Origin of the sequence: Marinoscillum sp. (assembly GCF_040222955.1) — a bacterium.
In the GTDB taxonomy this organism is placed as follows: domain Bacteria; phylum Bacteroidota; class Bacteroidia; order Cytophagales; family Cyclobacteriaceae; genus Marinoscillum.
This window is the reverse complement of the sequence record NZ_JAVKCA010000003.1, coordinates 38,148-57,818: the sequence shown is the minus strand read 5'-3', so window position 1 is coordinate 57,818 and position 19,671 is coordinate 38,148. Positions and strand designations below refer to the sequence as shown.

Below are 19,671 nucleotides of genomic sequence, written 5' to 3'. Positions count from 1 at the left end.
ATTGAGATCTTTGGAAGCTGTAGCTGGTGAAAGAATCTCCACCACCAGATCCGGTGCGCCTTTGCACCCGGCATCATCCAGCTTAGCTGAATCACAAACCACACATATATCCGGCTGAACTACCGTGAAGGTCTGGTCGTCCGGATCATTGGTGAGATTGGGGAAACGAACATCAAAAGGAGCATGATAAACCCTGCAATTCTTTGCTTTCAAGAAATGATGCAACTCGGTGAAAATAGCCCCTCCTATCTCCTGATGAGTCCTCCGCGGCGCAGGAGACATCCTAAAAAGCTTTCCCTTGATCAACTCCACACGTTCCTCAAACGTCCATTTCAGATAATCAGCATAGGAGTACGTGGCCTCCGGCTCCAGCAGGGAGATATCATCAATCAGAATTTCATTTGGTTCGTATGCGGACATATCTACTTTTAGCCGTTTATTTCTTCAAAAACATCCGAAAGCTCAATCTTAAGCCCTTTCAATACATTAGAATCGACAGCATTCTCTCGCACAAATTTGCCCCGGGAGACATACCGCCCTTCGATGAGATCGTAGATTTCAAGCACATTTTCACCTGGATACACTACCCAGTACTCCTTCACACCATGCTCTTCGTAGAGGTGGTATTTTTCATTGAGATCCCTGGACGCTGTAGCTGGTGAAAGAATCTCCACCACCAGATCCGGTGCACCTTTGCACCCGGCATCATCCAGTTTAACTGGATCACAAACCACACATATATCCGGCTGAACTACTGTAAAAGTCTGATTATCCTTATCTCCCTGATTTTCAGGAAAGCGAACATCAAAAGGAGCAGAATACAGATGACAGGATTTTCCCTTCAAAAAACCACCGATCTCCACATGAAGCCTGGAATGAACTTCCTGATGAGTCCTCCGCGGCGCAGGAGACATCCTGAAAAGCTTTCCCTTGATCAACTCTACACGCTCCTCAAACGTCCATTTCAGATAATCGGCATAGGAGTACGTGGCCTCCGGCTCGAGAAGCGAAATATCGTCTATACTGGGTTCTTTTTCTTTATATAGTGGCGTAGCCATGCTAGTTTAAAGATAAAACGTTTTAAAATTATTTTCACACATCTCCCATGAGTCAGCATTCTCTACCTCCTCCTATTCGCCAAAAGTGGGGGTGGCTCTCCGGTAAAAGGATTCCACCTGCCGATGGTCTTCGCCAGCATACCCGAGGCACGCATCACAGACCGGTCTCCATACCTATCCCGAATGGCATCCATGGCGTGGTAGAGATTGAGCTGCTCCTCACTGTCATCAAAGAGGTCTATCTGATAAAAACCATTCACCAGATCACTCATGCGAATCCCGATAAGCCGAACCAGCAGTCGCTTGTTATACAACCGATCAAATAAATCCAATGCTTTAGGTATAAGCGCATGATCAGCCGCCGTATAGGGGATTTTGGCCTGCAACGTATAGGTATTAAAATCTGAATAGCGCACCTTCACGGTAATACAGGAAGTCAGCTTCTCTCCCCGCCTCAGTTGAAACCCGAGATTCTCTGTCATGGCCACCAGAATTCCTTTGAGTTTCACCACATCGATGGTATCCCGATCAAAGGTACGCTCCGTGGAAATTGATTTTCGCTCAGAATACGGCACCACTTTAGAATAGTCGATCCCATTGGCCTTGCGCCAGATGGTGACTCCATTGGCCCCAAACGCCCGCTCCATCAGGTCCACCGACATCTGCTGTAATGTATAGATCTTACGCACACCCAGACTCATCAGTTTACTGTAGGTCTTATCTCCCACCATTGGAATCTTTTTCACAGAGAGGGGTGCTAAAAAAGGCTTCTCCTGGCCGTAATCTATCCGTAGGTGGTTATTCGGCTTGGCTTCATTAGTCGCTACCTTGGAGACCGTCTTGTTTTCCGAAAGGCCAAAAGAAATAGGCAACCCTGACTCCTTCACGATGCGGGTACGCAGTTCGGTAGCCATTTTCCAGGCTCCAAAAAACTTGTCCATTCCCGTGAGGTCTACATAAAACTCATCGATCGAACTCTTCTCCAACACCGGCACTGCTTCCTGAATAATATCCGTCACCATCTTGGAGTGCTTGGTGTAATCAGCAGAATTTCCCCGCACAATGATGGCCTCCGGACACAGCGCCCGTGCCAGCTTCATGGGCATGGCCGAATGCACCCCAAATCGCCTGGCTTCATAGCTACAGGCCGCCACCACTCCCCGATCGCTCGTCCCCCCGATCAACACAGGTTTACCCACAAGGGCACTATTCTTTAATCGCTCCACAGAGACAAAGAACGTATCAAGATCCAGATGCAGAATAGAATTCATATTTGCAAATCTAATATTTTTAGTATTAAAACTAATTATATTAGTTTTTTAAATGGGAAATAATTCCTCCAATTCCAGTTCCCCGTCCTCTTACCCTCAATCGCTTCGATTAGATATCCAATAAAAAATTAAATTAACTTCCTATATTATTTTTTTAGGCAAGTCTAAATTAATAATATTGTAATTCTAAATACTTTCAAAATGAAGTACACTCAATCATTCATCACCGTCTACTGTATGATCTTGCTGGGAAGCTGTGAAAGCCTCATACCTCCAGCCCCTGAAGAGCACGACTTACTGGATGGCCCGATGGCAGAGCTCACTCACGCTCAAAACAAACAGTTCCTTGCGGGTGATATCGCTTTTAATGATGAGGTCTTCACCGCCGAAAATGGGCTGGGTCCACTCTTTGTGGCTACCTCCTGTGGCAGCTGCCATGCCGGTGACGGCAAAGGTCATCCCTTCACCACGCTCACCAGGTTTGGGCAAACCGCACCCGATGCCCCGCATCAGTCACCAGGCGCTCCTCAACTGCAACACCGGGCGCTTCCCGGTTTCGAGCCAGAACGAATACCGGAAGGCACACCCTTCATGAACTTCACCCCGCCGGCTGTTACCGGACTGGGGCTGCTCTCGGCCATCACGGATGCGCAAATCCTGGACCATGCTGATCCCGATGACCTGGACAATGACGGCATCTCCGGAGTACCCAATTACGTCAGTCCACCTCCCTATTTTGAACAGCAGTGGTTTCACTCTCCACTCAATGGAAAAGTCATAGGCCGATTTGGAAAAAAAGCAGCCGCGGTAGACCTCCTCCACCAAACAGTGAGCGCTTACAACCAGGACATGGGGATCACCTCTACCTTCGAGCCCACAGATACCTATACCGGCCTCACGCTGGATCCGGAAGTGAGCGACCAAACGGTGCGAGATGTGGTTTTTTACCTGCGTACACTCAAAGCTCCCATCCCAAGAAGCCCTAAAGAATCAGTCATCTCATCAGGACGACAGCTTTTCGAAAACATCAATTGCTCCGGTTGCCATATCCCAGAGTGGAAAACCCCCTCATCAGATATCGCAGCCCTGTCCAACAAGCTTTTTTACCCCTATACAGATCTACTCCTCCACGACATGGGCCCGGAGCTGGATGATGGCGCAACAGAAGGTAGTGCCGAAACTTATGAGTGGCGGACTCCTCCACTTTGGGGCCTGGGTCTGTCTCCCAATTCACAGGGGGGCCAGTACTTCCTGATGCATGATGGCAGAGCCAACAGCATCTCTGAAGCCATCAATATGCACGGTGGTGAAGCCGAACAAAGTAAACTGGCGTTTCAGGCCCTTGCGGAAAGTGATCAACAGGCGCTATTGAAATTTTTGGAATCCCTATAGGTATGAAACGAAAAAAATTTATCAAAACCTGCGGGATCGGGTGCCTGAGTCTGGTAAGCGGCGCCAGCCTTCTGGCAGGCTGCGTAGGTACACGGCACATCAGTGTTCCCATTTCCGACTCCTTTCTTATCATTCCCGTAAGTGAATTTGCTAATGAAAAAAAGGGAGGCTACAGAAAGTACCTCATCGTGCAGAATGAAGAGCTCAGCTATCCCATATGTGTTTACAGGCTTTCCGAAAACGAATATACCGCCATCTGGATGAGATGCACCCATCAGGGCACAGAGCTACAGGCCTATGGCGACAGGCTGCAGTGTCCCGCCCACGGCAGTGAGTTTTCCAATACCGGAGCATTGCAAAACGGACCCGCAGATCAGCCACTGAGAACTTTCCCAACAACCACAGACCTCAACCAAATCAAAATAGACCTGAGATGAGATATTTATACAGCATCACTTTACTCATTTGTTCATTGTCAGCCTGGACACAGGTAGATAGCTCGTTGCTTAAAAAAGCTGCGAAAGACTCCACCATCACCGGCATGAATATGGATGCAGTCTATAACAGACCCTTTCTGCAGGTTGGGAAAACCCCTATAGCCGTAGGTGGGTACATAGAAGCAGACTATCAGTACATGGGTGAAGACGGGCTTACCGAGGGGCATTCATTCAGAATACCGCGACTAACGATCTTCATGTCTTCTGCCATCCATCAGAAAATCAAGTTTCTGACCGAACTGGAGCTGGAAGAAGGAGGAAAGGAAATCGCCATAGAGTTTGCCGCGCTGGATTTTAATTTTCACCCCCTCCTCAACCTCCGTGGCGGGGTGATCATGAACCCCATTGGGGCTTTCAACCAAAACCATGACGGCCCAAAATGGGAGTTTGTGGACCGTCCGCTCAGTGCAGAGCAAATGCTCCCTGCCACCTGGAGCAATGTGGGATTTGGCATTTATGGCAAACATTACCAAAACGACTGGGCATTCGGCTATGAGGGGTATCTCACCAATGGGTTCAACAACGCCATCATAGAGAATGACCAAAACCGAACGTTTCTGCCGGCATCCAAAGCCAATGCCGACCGGTTTGAGGAGACCAATAATGGTGAACCGCTGATTACCCTAAAAACTGGCCTGAGATACAAAAACAATGAGATTGGCCTTTCTTACATGGGAGGCATCTACAATACACATACAGAGGATGGCCTTGTTCTGGAAAACAAGCGGCGGCTTGATGTATGGGCTGTGGACTTCAACACCACGCTGACCCCAACAAAAACTTACCTGGTGGGCGAGTATGCATGGATATGGGTGGACGTGCCCGCATCATATAGCCAACAATATGGAAACCAACAGCACGGCGGGTTCATAGACATTGTGCAGCCTGTTTTGAACAGGACCATATTGGGATTCACAAAAGCAACACTCAATGTAGCCTGCCGACTGGAGTATGTAGACTGGAACGTTGGCAGTTTTAGGGAAACAGGCGAAAATATCTCCGATGACATTTGGGCCGTGGTACCTGCGGTGAGCTTCAGACCTACAGCCCAAACGGTCATTCGACTTAATTATCGGATTATGAGGCAACAGGACATATTGGGTAACCCACCAGCTAGTATTGCGGGGGTGCAATTCGGGATATCCTCTTACTTTTAAAATGCATCGGACACATCCGGCCAACCAGAGGGTAATACAGGTCATTGTATAGCAAAAGCGAAAAATGACCGTAAACATATTTCAAAATCGATATAAACACTTAAATTATTGAAATATGCGTCCCAACTCTCTTCATTACCTGATCTCATTGGCACTATTGAGCCAACTTAACCCGGCCGATGCCCAACAGAAAAAAACCTACAACGTAGCCATCGTGGTACACGAAGGTGTAGAGCTTTTTGACTTTGCCGGCCCGGGAGAAGTCTTCGCTGCTGCGTCCCGGTCCAACGACGTGGCCAATATTAAAGTCTTCACCGTGGCCCCGACCAAGGATCCGGTGGTGAGCCAGACATTTCTCAGCATCAACCCCAATTACTCCATCGATGATGCCCCGCGGATCGATATCCTGGTGATTCCCGGCGGCAGGACCGGCGTACTGCTGAATGACGAGAAGTTCATGGCCTGGGTGAAAGAGCTGGAGCCGAAAACCGACAACCTTCTGACTGTATGCACAGGTGCCTTTGTGCCGGCTAAGCTGGGCTTACTCGATGGACTCAAGGCGACGACCCACCATGGATCAATTGCCTCGCTGAAAAGCGGATACCCCAAAGTCACTGTCATAGAAGAAGAAAAATTTGTAGACAATGGGCATATTATCACATCGGGCGGGGTGTCCTCTGGCACCGAGGGGGCTTTGCACATGATCCAACGCATCGCCGGGCTCAAAGCAGCACGCGGGGTAGCACGGTATATGGAGTATGATCACTGGTCTCCAGACAAGGGGCTCATGGCGTATGAAAATGAGGCCATCAAAAAACTCAAAAATCTGTCGGTCACCACCAAAAGCCGTGACGGCATGAAGTCGGATTTCTCAGACTTTGAAAAAGAACTTAACTGTGTGACTGCCGGGGCAGTGGATTTTGGCGAACTGGAAGCCTACGCTGATGAGTTGCTGGAAAATAATCAGTCGGAGCTAAGCCTGATGGTATTTAAGCGGCTGAGTGAACTGTATCCCTGGTCAATTGTTCCTTTCGATCGCATGACAGAAGTCTCACGGAAAACTGGCAAAAATGACACGCCTCCTACAGAAGAGGAATTTATCAGCCTGATCGAAGAAGATGGAATTGAAACAGCTGCCCAATCTTTCGAAACCTGGCAGAAAAAGTATCCCGGGTGGAAAATCTTCGGCGAGAGTGCACTCAATGTCCTGGGATACAGGTACCTGTACCACGCAGATCTGCCTACGGCGCTTGGCATCTTCCAACTGAACGTAAAAGCCTACCCCAAATCCTGGAATGCGTGGGACAGCCTGGCCGAAGGTTACCTGAAATCCGAAGACTATCCGATGGCCCGAAAGTACTACAACAAGTCCCTGGAGCTCAATCCGGAAAACACCAACGCCACCAAAATGCTGGAGCAAATAGCAACCCAATATGCCTCCAAATGAATCAAAGAAAAATTGTCTTCCTCATACTACCCAAAGTGCACCTTCAGGACCTGGCAGGTCCGGCACAGGTCTTTTATGAAGCTGACCGGTTAGATAAAAACACCTTTGAACTCCGATATGCCGGCCTTCAGGCCAGTGCCATCAGTGAGCAGGGGCTTCAATTGGGTGGTTTAGAAGACTTCAACCACCTGGAACTCACCCGGGAGGATTTCATTTTCCTCCCGGGCATTGATTTCACCAGCTACCGGGACCAACCTTTATCTGAGGAGGAAACAAGGCTCTTCTCCTGGCTAAAAAAGCAACACCAGGAAGGAGTTTCCATCGCTTCTGTCTGCTCCGGAGCGCTGATCCTCGCAAAGGCAGGCTTGCTGGACCATACGCGCTGTACCACCCACTGGAAATGTGTGGACTACCTGCAACAGGCCTACCCAAAAACCAGGGTGCAAGCCAACAAAATTTTTGAAGAAGACCGAAGAATCTATACCAGCGCGGGCATGACCTCCGGAATAGACATGGCACTGTCTATTGTAGAAACGATTTGCGGCCCGCTTACTGCTGCGTATGTAGCCAGAGAAATGGTGGTGTATGTTCGCAGAAGCGGAACAGAGAGTCAAAAGAGCTATTACCTGGACTACCGCACGCATTTCAACCCCACCATACATCAGGTACAGAACTACCTGATCAACCACATCAATGAAAACCCAACCCTCACGGAAATAGCAGAGCGATTCTGTGTAAGTGAACGAAACCTGACAAGGCTTTTCAAGAGACATGCTGGCCTGACCATTCAGGACTACAAAGATGTGATGCGACTGGAACTGGCAGCCCACCTCCTGCACAACCCCAGCTATACCCAGAAATACATTGCCGGGGAATGTGGCTTTCAGGACGAAAGACAGTTCAGGAGGCTCTGGAAACGTAAATACAATTACCCGCCCTCCAGACATCCAGAGCATGCTGCTTATTAAGTATGGCACAAAAAAACCTCACCTGAGACCAGGTGAGGTTTCGATTAATTTAATATTCTGGTGATTATACGATCTCTACCAATTCGATTTCGAAGATCAGATCCTGACCTGCCAATGGGTGATTGGCATCAATGGTAATCGCTTCCTCAGTTACTTCCTGTACGATCACGTGGGTCTGCTGACCGTTATCATTGGTGGCCACCAAAGTCTGACCAGCTTCAGGTTTCATATCTGCTGGCAGCTCTGTGCGGGGCACCTGCTGAATCAACTCTTCATTTCTCTCACCATATGCCTCCGCAGAAGGAATGGTCACGGTTTTTTTCTCGCTGATGGCCATGCCATTTACAGCCTCATCAAAGCCTTTGATCATCTGGCCTCCACCTACTGTAAACTGAAGGGGATCACGCTCCAAAGATGAATCAAATACTTGTCCGCTAGTAAGCTTTCCGGTGTAATGTACCTTCACGGTATCATTCGCTTTTGCAATACTCATAGTTGTTGTTATTGTTTTTTTTGAAATTTTTATCTGGCCAGACAAAGACACTAGGCACTCCGGAATGGATCAATAGCAGCTGCAACCTGACATTCTACCGGTTATAACCGGTTTGAGTCCGCAAAGTTAATAAATGAGGGAGGGTTTAAAACCAAAATCGCATTTTTATGCATTGAAATTCAATACTTTAACCCTGGGAAACATGCTATTTCGTGCGATCTATGGTAAACTGAACCAACTGCTCCAGGGATCTTCGATAGGGCGATTCGGGTAATTCAGCCAACAATTTATTGGCTTTTTGGTGATAATCGGTCATCACATCCGTGGCATACTTGATGCCTCCAGAGGCTTTCACAAAGTCAATCACCTCGTTGACCAGCTTAGGTTCATCAGCGCTTCGTTTGATCATTCGGCGGATGCGCTTCTTCTCAGACCTCCCCACCTGATTGAGGGCGTAGATCAGCGGCAGGGTCATCTTTTTTTCTTTAATGTCTATTCCGGTAGGCTTCCCTATTTCGAATGTCCCATAATCAAACAGGTCATCTTTGATCTGAAAAGCCATTCCCACATTTTCTCCAAACTGCGTCATGCGCTCAACCACCTCCGGGTCTGCTCCGGCAGAGGAGGCCCCCACCCGGCAGCAGGCCGTAATGAGACTGGCCGTTTTCTGACGAATGATGTCATAATACACCTCTTCAGTGATGTCCAGCTTTCGGGCTTTTTCCATTTGTAGCAGCTCCCCTTCACTCATCTCCTTCACCGCATTGGAGACAATCTTGAGCAAATCAAAATCATCATTATTGAGAGAAAGGAGTAATCCCCGGGAAAGCAGAAAGTCCCCCACCAATACAGCAATCTTATTTTTCCAAAGGGCATTCACTGAAAAGAACCCCCGACGATAGTGGGAATCATCCACCACATCGTCATGCACCAGTGTGGCAGTGTGGAGCAGTTCGATCAACGAAGCTCCTCTGTAAGTGGACTCATTGATCCCACCAGCGGCCCCGGCACTCAGAAACACAAACAAGGGCCGCATCTGTTTTCCTTTGCGACGTACGATGTAACTGGTGATTTTATCCAGTAGCATTACGTTGCTGCGCATGCTCTTTCGAAACTTTTGTTCGAATTCTGACATTTCCGCAGCTACCGGCTCTTGTATATCTTTGAGTTGTATGGGCATGTGAATTATCCAGCTGCAATATTAACATCTCGCAACTGCATTACAAATCTGTTTATTTGTGATCTAACCTTTTGTTATACTCGAAGGGTTTTTTAGTTTACCTCGTTTTTTATCAAATCCGCTTATGAGCATCAAACAAGCTGAATATTATCTTCTGGACGTCTTTACAGACGAAAAATATGGTGGAAACCCGCTGGCGGTTTTTCCTGATGCCAGTACGATCAATGAGCACCTGTTTCAGAAAATTGCCAGAGAAATGAACCTGTCCGAAACAGTCTTTCTTTTCCCTCCAAAGGAAAACAGCAACTACTCCATGCGGATTTTTACTCCTGAAAAGGAATTGCCTACTGCCGGACATCCCACAGTAGGTACGGCATACTACATGGCCAGGATGCATAATCTTGCCAAAGAAGGATCATTAAAAATCACGCTGAACCAACCCATTGGGGCCGTGGATGTGTTTGTGGAATTTGAAGACCATCACCCTGCCATGGTGACGATGCATCATCCGTTGCCAGTTTTTGGCCCAACACACAACGAAAAAGCCTGGCAGGTGGCTGAGCTGCTTTCCCTGGATGTCGAGGACCTGGATGATTTACCCATCGAGGAGGTCTCCTGCGGAAACAATACCCTCATAGTTCCGCTAAAATCGGTAGAAGCCCTGGGAAAGATCCGGTTCAGACCACACCTGTGGGACAATCTGCGCTCGGAATTCAACAAATCCATCGTGTATACCTTCACCAAAACAGGCGTGAAGGATGGCGATGTACAAGGGCGCATGTTCGGACCGGAAGTAGGCATACTGGAAGACCCGGCTACCGGATCTGCCAACGGCCCCCTCATCAGCTACCTCACCAAACACCAGCTGGTCTCCGGGCCCATACTGAGCCTGCAGGGATGTGAGATGGGCCGCCGCAGCAAGCTCCATCTGGATGCTGACACAGACAGCCAGGGCAACATCACCGCTGTGAAAGTGGGTGGGAAATGTGTCTTCGTGGGTAAAGGCTTCCACTTTTTAGAACTGATGTAGCATTTATCCCTAACTTGCATCCATAAAAAAACACCAGCCTAAAGCTAAGTAGATCACAATCTCTTTTGAATGAGAAGACAGAAAGCCAGATATTCTGAAATTATACCCCGGACAAAGCAGTGGCCCATCGTGCAACTGGCTAAGGACCGAAAGCAATTTATAGAAGAAGTAACCACCGAGTCATTCAATAACCTGAAACACATCACCCGTGGCAGATCGCTGCGCGAAGAACTGGAGATGACCGTGTACAGGGAAAAGCTTCGCATCAAAGCCAACCCGTGGAGGGTAGACCCAAAGGATGAAAAGTCCTTTTGGAAAAGCATCCAGGACCGACTCGGTGACAGCAGCGCATTACCCCCTGAAGAGGCCAAAGCCATAGAAGAAGGCCTGCTGACGGAGATCATTCGCCGATACGCCGAAGAGATTGCCGGTAATTTCAAGAAGAATTCATACCGGTTTGCCCGTGGGTTCATCACGTTTGGCTTTGCACGACTGCTCAATGCCACCCGGGTGAAGGGCTTTGCTTCCCTGTTCAGCCGACAACTGGACCTGGACGATAAAATTAACATCGTGGGCGAACCCGAACACATCCGCGAGCTGGCCAAAAGAGGCACCGTGGTGATGGTACCTACTCACTTTAGTAACCTGGACTCCATCCTGATCGGTTGGGTGATCCAGTTTCTGGGGTTGCCCGCATTCATCTATGGCGCCGGGCTGAACCTCTTCAACCTGAAGATTTTCGCCTACTTCATGAATAGCCTGGGAGCTTACAAAGTGGACCGAAGAAAGAAAAACCCTGTGTACCTGGAAACCCTCAAGACTTACTCCAGTCAGGCGCTTAGAAGAGGCTGTCACAGTTTGTTTTTCCCGGGTGGAACGCGCTCGCGATCCGGCCAGATAGAAAAAGCACTGAAACTAGGCCTGATGAGCACGGCCATCGAAGCACAGCGGATTATGTATCAGGAGGAAACGCCCGATAAGCCCGCAAGAAAGATCTTTTTGGTACCTGTGGTGATCAACTATCACTTTACTCTGGAAGCACCGGCACTGATCAATGAGCACCTGAAACGTACCGGACAGGAGCGATATTATAAGGAGGCAGATGAGTTTACCACATCCTACAAGATTGCTACCTTTCTGCTGAAGTTTTTCACCAAAGGCTCCAACATCTCCGTGAGCATAGGCCGCGGGATGGACATCCTGGGCAACTATGTGGACAATGAAGGTAACAGTGTGGATGCTGCCAACCAGCCCATAGACCCTAAAGACTATTTCATATCACAGGGGAAAATCACAGTGGACCTGCAGCGTGAGCATGAGTATGTGCGGATACTGGCGAAGCGCATCGTAGAGGAATACCATAAATACAACCGGGTTTTTGCCAGTCATCTGGTGGCCTACACGGCTTTCAAAATGCTGGAGAGAAAAAATCCCAAACTGGACCTGTACAATCTGCTGAGACTGCCGGATGAAGACCTCATCCTGGACTATGAGGAATTTAAGAAAGCCTGGAAAAAGCTGCGAAAGCGCGTACTGAAGCTGGAAAGAAAAGGAAAAGTGGGTGCCGCACAGCACCTGAAGGAAAAAGCCGATGAGGCCATCGTGCATGGCCTGGCCAACGTGGGAATGTACCATGCTCAGCGCCCGTTGATCAAAAAAGGCGATAAGATCATCATTCAGGATATGAATACATTGTATTACTACCACAACAGAATGGAAGGCTATGGGCTCGAAAAACACATCTGAAAAGCCAATAGGCGTTATCGGTGCGGGTAGCTTCGGTACAGCGGTATCCAATATCCTGGCCGAAAAAAACCAGCGCGTCATCCTTTACGCGCGCACACCCGAAAAGGCAGCGTTACTCAACTCTACCCGGGAGAGCTCCGGACATCAGCTGCACGATCGTGTGGAAGTGACCAACGACCTGGAGTACATTGGCACTTCCTGTGATGTCATCTTTCCGGTGGTTCCTTCTGCTAACTTCCGGTCGATGATGAAAGAGCTGGCCCCGTTTCTGCGGCCCTATCACATACTCATCCACGGCACCAAGGGCTTTGACCTCAATGTGGATCGCAAAAAAATTGATACACAAAACCCACTCTCGCGTGAGCATGTGCGCACCATGAGTGAGGTGATCAAAGAAGAAAGCTCAGTGGTACGGATCGGATGTCTGGCTGGTCCCAACCTGGCCCGGGAGATCAGTGAGAAAAAACCAGCCGCTACAGTGGTGGCCAGTCACTTCGATGAGGTGATCAGGGTAGGACAAAACCTGCTTAAAAACGATCGGTTTCTGATCTATGGGAGCAATGACCTTATTGGGATAGAGCTCTGTGGCATCCTGAAAAACATCATTGCGGTAGGCGCAGGCACCATTGCCGGGTTGGAACTGGGCGAAAATGCCAAAGCCCTCTTTATCAGCCGCGGCCTGGTGGAAATGGTACACATCGGCAAAGCCCTGGGGGGCAATGCAGAAGCCTTTCTGGGACTTGCGGGTGTGGGTGACCTGGTAGCCACCAGCTCCAGCCACCTGAGCAGAAACTTTACCGTGGGCAACCGACTGGCCAAAGGAGAAACCATCGATCAGATCATAGCGTCTATGGAAGAGGTGGCCGAAGGGGTGAAAACCATCCGGATCATTAATGAGCTCTCGCAGACTTATAAAGTAAGGTGCCCCATTACAGAGACGCTCTACCGCATCATCAATCAGGAAATGACCGTGGATGATGCCCACAAGTACCTGATGAAGTTCCCCTTCCGGGCGGAGATAGATTTTATGTAAACCCCTACTCCTCCTTTCGGGTACTGGTAAGCTGCTCCATCAGCAGGATCAGCAGTTCGAATCTGATCAATTCATTGTATTCCAGGTGATCATTATAGTCCGCCAGGTTTTTGATGAGCTCATCACGCTCTCTGTAAAACGCCTTTTCCTCAAACCGCTCCCTGACCAACCGTACAAAACACTGATAGAATGCCCGGGTGCGCGGCAACGCATTCTCTTTAATATACCGCTGATAATACACTTTGAGGTTATTGGCCTCACTGTCATACTCCAGAGTGTTTTTCAGGCGCAGGAGGATGACCCGCACGATCACAAACTGCAAATTGTAGCCGGTTTTGTCCTTGGAGATCGGGGCACAGTCGTGATAAAACTTGTGTAGTTTCTTAAAGTCAAAACCCGGCACCTTCATGGGCTCGCCCAGCATGTGACCGATCATAAAAAGATAAGCCGACCTGATGGCCCACGCCGCCCGATCCATTTTGTCCAGCTCCAGAAACCTGGGCTCCTCATGCACCATCTCCAATAGCTTTAGCGCCTCACCATATGCACCCCGATGCATCAGCAACTGAAACTCCTCCACCAGCACCTCAAACCGATTAAACGCCTCGAAAGAAGTGCTCTTAATCAATTTTTTGAGTACCGGCCTTGCCTGGCCCAGCTCAGCCGTGGCGATGAAGTATTTCAGGGAAGAAATATTGACCTCCAGCATCACATGCTCTGTCTCCAGGTGGGCATACGCTTTGAGGTGAGCCCTGACTGCCTCCAGCACCCGTCCCCACTCCACAAAGTCATTTTGCTGATGGGCCGCTACCAGGGCCACACGCAGGTAGTATAGCCTGAGAAAAGGAGACTCGTACCGCTCATGATAAGTGCTGAGCTCCTCCATGTAAGCCCTGCATTTGGTTACCAGCGTATGCGACTGTGACCGGACAAATTTAGTTTCCGAAAGTACCACCTGCACCAACCCTTTGGAGACATCCATGACCTTGGCCTGCTCCATCAGTCCGGTGGCGGCTTGCTGGTATTTCTCCACCTCGCTGGTAAAACCCTTCAGGTAATTGATCTTTCTGAGGGTGAGAAAACACTCCAGCTCCACCTCTATAAGGTCATACTTGCGTGCCTTCCGCAGCACCCGCCGGGCGATGCGCTCCGCATTGTGGTAGACATTTACATACAGCAGCTTCCTGGCGATGGTCATCTGGCGCTCACACTGAAACTTGATCTTGGTGTAATTCCTCCGGTTGAGTTCGGAATGGTTGGTGGCCAGAATAAGCTCCGACAGTTTATTGATGAGGCTGCCCTTCAGCATGATAAAGCGCTTGTCTCCGGGATCGCTCTGGTACAACTTACTGGCAGCGGAGACGTCATCCAAAAAGCCACCAGCAGCCACCAGCTTATAGAGTTTCTTAAGCTTTGAATCCCTTGGAATGAGTAGGTTAAACGTTTTCGGTCGGTCCTGCTCCACGACATTGACCATTTCTCGAATCAAATCCATTATCCGCTGGTAGAATTCGACTTTACTAATCCACAGGTGCTGTACCCGCAAACTGCGGTAAACAAACCCTGTTGGCTACTCTAAATAAGACCATTTTTAGCACATATGGCACATATGGTTGCAATTCTTAACATTCTCACAACACGCCCCTTCCCTGCCAACCGCGTTGCACGTCCTGTTTTGTAGCTTACTACCACGCAGATATTGTAATCGCAAAAGGTGCTCATTCAAAGTATCTTCGGGTAACCTAATTCAAAACGTATCATGAAAAAAACCTTCTCACTCTTATCACTACTACTCATTGTATTCTCCGTGGGGGCGCAGGCACCTGCCGGGTATTACAACACTGCCAACGGACTGTCCGGGGAAGCTCTGAAAGCCGCCCTGAACGACATCATCGATGGGCATACGGAATACAGCTACGCCAATGTATGGGACCTGCTGAAGGTCACAGATGTGGATCCCAACAACCCCAATAACGTGATGGGCATCTACTCACGATTCTCTATGGATGCTGCCGCAGAATATGCCGGTGGGGCCGGATGGAACCGTGAGCACGTCTGGGCCAAATCGCGGGGTGACTTTGGCACCACCATGGGGCCCGGCACCGACATCCACCACATCCGGGCGGAAGACGTGTCCACCAACTCAGCCAGAAACAACCGGGCCTTTGACGATGGAGGCACCCAATATGTAGATGGATCAGGCAACTACTCCGGACCTACACCTGCCAAATCCGGCTCCGCCTACACCTGGTACCCGGGTGATGAGGTGAAAGGAGATGTGGCCCGAATGATCTTCTACATGGCTACCCGCTACGAAGGTGAAAACGGCGAACCTGACCTGGAGCTCACCGAAGACATCCTTTCCAACACGGACAAGACACCTTTTCATGGAAAACTTTCGGTACTACTGCTGTGGCACGAGCAAGACCCGGTGACCACCCTGGAAATGGATCGTAATGACGCCATTTTTGGCTATCAGGGCAACAGAAACCCATTCATCGACCATCCGGAATACGTGGCCTCTATCTGGGGTTCCGGAGGTGGTGGCGGTGGAGGTGGCGGGAGCTGCGCCAACACAGAAGTGACCTTCACCCTGGTGACCGACAACTACCCTGCGGAAACCTCCTGGACGCTGACCAAAGATGGCAGCACCGTGGCCTCAGGCAGTGGCTACACGGATGCCAATACTTCGCATGTAGAAAGCCTCTGCCTGACCGATGGCACTTATGACTTCACCATCAACGACCAGTATGGCGATGGCATCTGCTGCTCCTACGGATTAGGTTCATATGAATGGACCTCCCCGGCAGGTACACTCGCCAGTGGCGGACAGTTCACCTCATCAGAGACCAAGTCCTTCACCATAGGGAGTGGTGGCGGAGGAGGTGGCGGCGGTGGCTCCACGGGCACGGTGATCATCTCCGAGTATGTGGAGGGCTCCTCCAACAACAAAGCCATTGAGATTGCCAACATAGGATCTTCCTCTGTAGACCTCTCGGCCTATACACTGAAAAAACAAGTGAACGGCGCAGGCGCCTGGTCTTCGCCGCTGAGCCTGAGCGGCACACTGCCTGCCCAGAGTGTCTATGTGATCGTCTACAGCAGCGCGGGCAGCACCCTGCTGGCCAAAGCAGACCTCACCACCTCCAGCTCGGTGATGACCTTCAACGGCAACGATCCGGTGGGTCTGTTTGAGAATGATGTGCTCACTGATATCGTAGGGACATTCAGTGGCGGTTCGGGCAACTTTGCGCAGAATGTGACCCTGCAAAGAAAAGCCACTGTGGCGGGACCTTCCTCCACCTACAGCACGTCCGAATGGACCACCCTGGCACAGGACAATTTTGACAATGTGGGGTTGCTCACCGGCGGTAGCTCCGGCGGAGGTGGTGGTGGTGGCACAGGCGGCACCATGCCCACAGGGTACTGCTCCTCCCAGGGCAACAACTCCTCCTACGAGTACATTTCCAGCTTTAGCCTGGGAGCTATCAACAACTCCAGCGGCAACGATGGTGGTTATGGCAACTACACCAGCCTCTCTACCACGGTAGCCAAAGGGCAGTCTTATCCCTTCAGCCTTACACCTGCATTCCCATCCGGGGTGTATGATGAATACATCAAAATATGGGTGGACCTGAACCGCGACGGGGACTTTGCGGATGCCGGAGAAGAGCTCTTCAGTACCGGCCCCATACAGTCTACCACCACAGGCAGCATCTCCATCCCCACCTCGGCCTCTGAGGGGATCACCACCATGCGCGTGAGCATGAAGTACAATGGTGCACCCACCTCATGCGAGGCCTTCAGCTATGGCGAAGTGGAAGACTATGCCGTGACCATCTCTGCCAGTGGCAGCAGGGTGGCAGCTACTGACGAAAGCATTCGCACCTTCACCACGGAGCTCTACCCCAACCCTGCGGCGGACTTTGTGAACCTGCACCTGAAAGTGAAGACCGAAGGCTACCTGCAGGTACAGATCAGCGATCTGAACGGCAGGATCGTCTATACCCAGGCTCACAAGGCAGCCAATGGCTTTCTGACCACACAGATCAAGACCGGCACGCTTGGTGGCGGGTTTTACTTTGTTACCGTCACAGGCGGTGAGGAGACCTTCCAAGGCAAGCTGATCGTGGAGTAAGCAGCACTATCCTATCAAAAACGAGGCGCGCATTCTGAGAATGCGCGCCTCGTTTTTTTCAGAAGAAATATCGTTCACTTCACTTGACAATCGTAAATATCCTAAACTCTTCACCCTCTTCTACAACCAATTCGCCATTGTACCAGACATTCCCAACCACGGTAAATCCTACCTTCACTTCGACATCTGCCTGTATTGTATCAATATCCACCTCAGAAAGCTTTAAATAGGTCGTGGTAATTTCACTTACTTGGGTAGTATCTGGCCAAAGAACGAGGTATTGCTTTCCATTGGAGTCCCCCGTAAGCAAATACCCATCATCTACGCGAATCGCCTCCCCGTTCTGTTCATAGTAAATCTCCATATCCTCCTGGCTATAATGACCATCCGTGTTAGTATCCAGGAGATTCTCACCCGCAGAATTTTCATAATAAATAGTCATATCAAGACTAACATAGGCAGATTTCTTATTTCCACCTCCCAGATTAAAGTCACAGGAGCTTGTAATGCATAGAAGAGCAAACAGTATAATCATTAATGTTTTCATATTATTTAGGTCTAATGTCTTTCACCATTTTCACTAAGAAATTGAATCTTGTTCCGTCTGTTGCGGTAAAATTAGCAGTCGTTCGTCCGTGTAGTAGATTTCTAGCTAAAGGTGTTTCGTTGCAAAAAAGACTTTGATCTTCTCATGACTTGTGATAATCATCCTGTCGTGATGGGTGGGGAATAGTCCCGATAACTATCGAGAGCACTAACCTTCCAGACCGATACCCATTCATGACATCAATGTTGGAGATCGCTATTTTTTTAAATATGACTCAATGTTGAAATCTTCTATTGACATATCGATTTCTTCAATCTCATAGGCTTCCATTAGCACAGATAATCCGGCACTTGGATATTCAATTTCATATTTCAATGCTAAAGCACCGTTTGTCGAGTTAAGAAACAAGTTCCAGTTTCCGAAATTATGGTTTTGATAAAGCTCTTTGTTCACAGTCAGTTCTGGGGAAAAGTAGTAAGTTGTGAAATCACTCTCACTCTCAATTGTTAGTTTACTGCACTTTAGTTCGAGGATTTCTTCTTCTCCGGAAAGCTGTTTCACAGTTCCCGTTTGAGGGTATTTGAATGACGCATCCATTACTTGAATTTGTCCTTGATTGTTGAAAAAGTATTTGTTCGAGGAGCTGTTAAAGAGCTGAGTTATCACACCCTTTTCGTTTAGCGATTTGTAATTGCCTTCCGAAACGAAGTAGTGCATCTCAGTATCCCTTCCAAGGGTTGCCGCATTAACTTCATTACCAAGAGAATCGAAGTATTGTAGCTTTAAAGATATTCGACCTTCAAAGAAGTTGGTTTGTGCGTTTAAATTCAGTGAAATAGCTGAAAAAAGTAAAAGAAGTATTTTGTTCATGATTTTATATGCGTAATTGAATCTCTTCACCGACCAGCTATCTGCTGTGTCTACAGCCGCTAGGTCACGATAAAGATAGCTGAACTGCCCAACCCCTACAACAGTATCCACGATGTACTACGAAACTCAAGTCTTCTACCAGAAAGATGGAAGGTGGGGCGGGAGATGAACTAACAGAATGGGTAGTGTAGCGGTTTGTTTTCTAAGAAACTCTCAGAAAGCACTCCCAGTAGCTATCGGGAGGCACATGCCTGATGAGGGTTTGTTAGCACTCTACTTCCAATTTGATATTATTTTTTCGTCTACGGTTGGCTCACGACCCTGTTCAGTTACAATGTTCCTGAAGAGTTCCTGTTGCATTTCAATTGTCCAGTTATCAAAGTTCTTCTGATGAAAAATGAATTGATTGTTCCAATAGAATTTCAATGTCCAGCCCTTCCGATGTTGAAGGATTGGTTTCCAATTCATCTTCAGTTCACCTACCGGAATCTTAATCGTTTGAAGACGGTCAAACTTGTAAAACTGAAATTCAAATTCGTTCGCCTGTCTTGAAAAGTTCACAAGTTGGTACTTAGCTCCAATAGCAGTCTGAATTGTGAATATGGTTAGTAGTCCCAATGAGACAACTAACCCATAAGTTCCTTGTTGATAAAGGAGTCCAAAGAGAACTAGAGAAATAATCCATCGAGGAAGACCTTGAATGGCCATTCTGTTCCAAAAGTTTCTGGGTTCAACTGTAAGTTCTGAAGACATGGTGAGTACTATCCTTAGCTTCCCTTCCTATAAATATTCCAAGAAACTGATTTATTAACTAAAAGATAGGAAAGTCAGGTATTGAACCAAG

Annotated in this window: 18 protein-coding genes; 9 read left to right on the top strand and 9 right to left on the bottom strand. The window is 48.8% G+C overall.

Annotated elements, in window-relative coordinates; genetic code table 11:
* The 3 genes from RIH33_RS00845 to dinB all read right to left on the bottom strand — a co-directional run.
* Positions 1-420, bottom strand: a 420-nt coding sequence (locus RIH33_RS00845) for a Uma2 family endonuclease (protein ID WP_406658478.1), incomplete at its 3' end; no start/stop codon positions are given.
* A gap of 8 nt (positions 421-428) precedes the next feature.
* Entirely contained in the window at positions 429-1,058 is a 630-nt protein-coding gene (locus RIH33_RS00840) for a Uma2 family endonuclease (RefSeq protein ID WP_406658479.1), read from the bottom strand.
* A 62-nt stretch (positions 1,059-1,120) separates the two neighbouring features.
* A complete protein-coding gene (gene dinB, locus RIH33_RS00835; RefSeq protein WP_159584800.1) occupies positions 1,121-2,329 on the bottom strand; it encodes a DNA polymerase IV in 1,209 nt (402 codons plus the stop codon).
* A 201-nt stretch (positions 2,330-2,530) separates the two neighbouring features.
* On the opposite strand from dinB, the gene RIH33_RS00830 reads away from it, so the two are divergent.
* The 5 genes from RIH33_RS00830 (at position 2,531) to RIH33_RS00810 (ending at position 7,790) form a co-directional block, all read left to right on the top strand.
* Positions 2,531-3,721 carry a di-heme oxidoredictase family protein gene (locus RIH33_RS00830; protein ID WP_406651042.1) on the top strand — a complete coding sequence of 397 codons (1,191 nt, stop codon included), beginning with the start codon at positions 2,531-2,533 and terminating at the stop codon, positions 3,719-3,721.
* Between the two features lie 2 nt (positions 3,722-3,723).
* Positions 3,724-4,158 carry a ubiquinol-cytochrome c reductase iron-sulfur subunit gene (locus RIH33_RS00825; RefSeq protein WP_406651043.1) on the top strand — a complete coding sequence of 145 codons (435 nt, stop codon included), beginning with the start codon at positions 3,724-3,726 and terminating at the stop codon, positions 4,156-4,158.
* Positions 4,155-5,375, top strand: coding sequence for a hypothetical protein (locus RIH33_RS00820; RefSeq protein ID WP_406651044.1), 1,221 nt, complete (start codon positions 4,155-4,157; stop codon positions 5,373-5,375). Before RIH33_RS00825 ends, RIH33_RS00820 begins: the two co-directional genes overlap by 4 nt.
* 115 nt (positions 5,376-5,490) lie before the next feature.
* Positions 5,491-6,822 (top strand): DJ-1/PfpI family protein, encoded by a 1,332-nt coding sequence (locus RIH33_RS00815; protein WP_406651045.1) that lies wholly within the window; start codon positions 5,491-5,493, stop codon positions 6,820-6,822.
* A complete protein-coding gene (locus tag RIH33_RS00810; RefSeq protein ID WP_406651046.1) occupies positions 6,819-7,790 on the top strand; it encodes a GlxA family transcriptional regulator in 972 nt (323 codons plus the stop codon). Before RIH33_RS00815 ends, RIH33_RS00810 begins: the two co-directional genes overlap by 4 nt.
* Before the next feature lie 64 nt (positions 7,791-7,854).
* Here RIH33_RS00810 and RIH33_RS00805 read toward each other — a convergent pair whose 3' ends face one another.
* Both RIH33_RS00805 and RIH33_RS00800 read right to left on the bottom strand, forming a co-directional pair.
* Positions 7,855-8,283: a peptidylprolyl isomerase gene (locus tag RIH33_RS00805; RefSeq protein ID WP_406651047.1), complete on the bottom strand. Its 429-nt coding sequence runs from the start codon at positions 8,281-8,283 to the stop codon at positions 7,855-7,857.
* A 205-nt stretch (positions 8,284-8,488) separates the two neighbouring features.
* Positions 8,489-9,463, bottom strand: a complete 975-nt coding sequence (locus RIH33_RS00800; RefSeq protein ID WP_406651048.1) for a polyprenyl synthetase family protein — start codon at positions 9,461-9,463, stop codon at positions 8,489-8,491.
* A 124-nt stretch (positions 9,464-9,587) separates the two neighbouring features.
* Here RIH33_RS00800 and RIH33_RS00795 point away from each other — a divergent pair, with 124 nt between their 5' ends.
* The 3 genes from RIH33_RS00795 (at position 9,588) to RIH33_RS00785 (ending at position 13,272) form a co-directional block, all read left to right on the top strand.
* A complete protein-coding gene (locus RIH33_RS00795; RefSeq protein ID WP_406651049.1) occupies positions 9,588-10,493 on the top strand; it encodes a PhzF family phenazine biosynthesis protein in 906 nt (301 codons plus the stop codon).
* 69 nt (positions 10,494-10,562) lie between these two features.
* Positions 10,563-12,239 (top strand): 1-acyl-sn-glycerol-3-phosphate acyltransferase, encoded by a 1,677-nt coding sequence (locus RIH33_RS00790; protein WP_406651050.1) that lies wholly within the window; start codon positions 10,563-10,565, stop codon positions 12,237-12,239.
* On the top strand, positions 12,217-13,272 hold the full coding sequence (locus tag RIH33_RS00785) for an NAD(P)H-dependent glycerol-3-phosphate dehydrogenase (RefSeq protein ID WP_406651051.1): 1,056 nt from the start codon (positions 12,217-12,219) through the stop codon (positions 13,270-13,272). Before RIH33_RS00790 ends, RIH33_RS00785 begins: the two co-directional genes overlap by 23 nt.
* 4 nt (positions 13,273-13,276) lie before the next feature.
* Here the strand turns inward: RIH33_RS00785 and RIH33_RS00780 are convergent, their stop codons facing one another.
* Positions 13,277-14,767, bottom strand: coding sequence for a hypothetical protein (locus tag RIH33_RS00780; protein WP_406651052.1), 1,491 nt, complete (start codon positions 14,765-14,767; stop codon positions 13,277-13,279).
* Between the two features lie 264 nt (positions 14,768-15,031).
* Here RIH33_RS00780 and RIH33_RS00775 point away from each other — a divergent pair, with 264 nt between their 5' ends.
* Positions 15,032-17,410, top strand: a complete 2,379-nt coding sequence (locus tag RIH33_RS00775; protein WP_406651053.1) for an endonuclease — start codon at positions 15,032-15,034, stop codon at positions 17,408-17,410.
* Between the two features lie 79 nt (positions 17,411-17,489).
* Here the strand turns inward: RIH33_RS00775 and RIH33_RS00770 are convergent, their stop codons facing one another.
* The 3 genes from RIH33_RS00770 to RIH33_RS00760 all read right to left on the bottom strand — a co-directional run bounded on the left by RIH33_RS00770 (position 17,490) and on the right by RIH33_RS00760 (position 19,535).
* The gene (locus tag RIH33_RS00770; RefSeq protein ID WP_406651054.1) at positions 17,490-17,957 is read right to left on the bottom strand and encodes a hypothetical protein; all 468 of its coding nucleotides are present in this window, start codon (positions 17,955-17,957) and stop codon (positions 17,490-17,492) included.
* A 255-nt stretch (positions 17,958-18,212) separates the two neighbouring features.
* Positions 18,213-18,938, bottom strand: a complete 726-nt coding sequence (locus RIH33_RS00765; RefSeq protein ID WP_406658687.1) for a hypothetical protein — start codon at positions 18,936-18,938, stop codon at positions 18,213-18,215.
* 162 nt (positions 18,939-19,100) lie between these two features.
* Complete coding sequence (locus RIH33_RS00760) at positions 19,101-19,535, bottom strand: hypothetical protein (RefSeq protein WP_406651056.1); 435 nt, start codon at positions 19,533-19,535, stop codon at positions 19,101-19,103.
* Positions 19,536-19,671 lie beyond the last annotated feature (136 nt).

Bases quoted from the DNA above. Each gene is read 5' to 3' on its own strand.
- RIH33_RS00840 (WP_406658479.1), bottom strand. From the start codon at position 1,058: ATGGCTACGCCACTATATAAAGAAAAAGAACCCAGTATAGACGATATT.
- dinB (WP_159584800.1), bottom strand. From the start codon at position 2,329: ATGAATTCTATTCTGCATCTGGATCTTGATACGTTCTTTGTCTCTGTG.
- RIH33_RS00830 (WP_406651042.1), top strand. From the start codon at position 2,531: ATGAAGTACACTCAATCATTCATCACCGTCTACTGTATGATCTTGCTG.
- RIH33_RS00825 (WP_406651043.1), top strand. From the start codon at position 3,724: ATGAAACGAAAAAAATTTATCAAAACCTGCGGGATCGGGTGCCTGAGT.
- RIH33_RS00820 (WP_406651044.1), top strand. From the start codon at position 4,155: ATGAGATATTTATACAGCATCACTTTACTCATTTGTTCATTGTCAGCC.
- RIH33_RS00815 (WP_406651045.1), top strand. From the start codon at position 5,491: ATGCGTCCCAACTCTCTTCATTACCTGATCTCATTGGCACTATTGAGC.
- RIH33_RS00810 (WP_406651046.1), top strand. From the start codon at position 6,819: ATGAATCAAAGAAAAATTGTCTTCCTCATACTACCCAAAGTGCACCTT.
- RIH33_RS00805 (WP_406651047.1), bottom strand. From the start codon at position 8,283: ATGAGTATTGCAAAAGCGAATGATACCGTGAAGGTACATTACACCGGA.
- RIH33_RS00800 (WP_406651048.1), bottom strand. From the start codon at position 9,463: ATGCCCATACAACTCAAAGATATACAAGAGCCGGTAGCTGCGGAAATG.
- RIH33_RS00795 (WP_406651049.1), top strand. From the start codon at position 9,588: ATGAGCATCAAACAAGCTGAATATTATCTTCTGGACGTCTTTACAGAC.
- RIH33_RS00790 (WP_406651050.1), top strand. From the start codon at position 10,563: ATGAGAAGACAGAAAGCCAGATATTCTGAAATTATACCCCGGACAAAG.
- RIH33_RS00785 (WP_406651051.1), top strand. From the start codon at position 12,217: ATGGGCTCGAAAAACACATCTGAAAAGCCAATAGGCGTTATCGGTGCG.
- RIH33_RS00780 (WP_406651052.1), bottom strand. From the start codon at position 14,767: ATGGATTTGATTCGAGAAATGGTCAATGTCGTGGAGCAGGACCGACCG.
- RIH33_RS00775 (WP_406651053.1), top strand. From the start codon at position 15,032: ATGAAAAAAACCTTCTCACTCTTATCACTACTACTCATTGTATTCTCC.
- RIH33_RS00770 (WP_406651054.1), bottom strand. From the start codon at position 17,957: ATGAAAACATTAATGATTATACTGTTTGCTCTTCTATGCATTACAAGC.
- RIH33_RS00760 (WP_406651056.1), bottom strand. From the start codon at position 19,535: ATGGCCATTCAAGGTCTTCCTCGATGGATTATTTCTCTAGTTCTCTTT.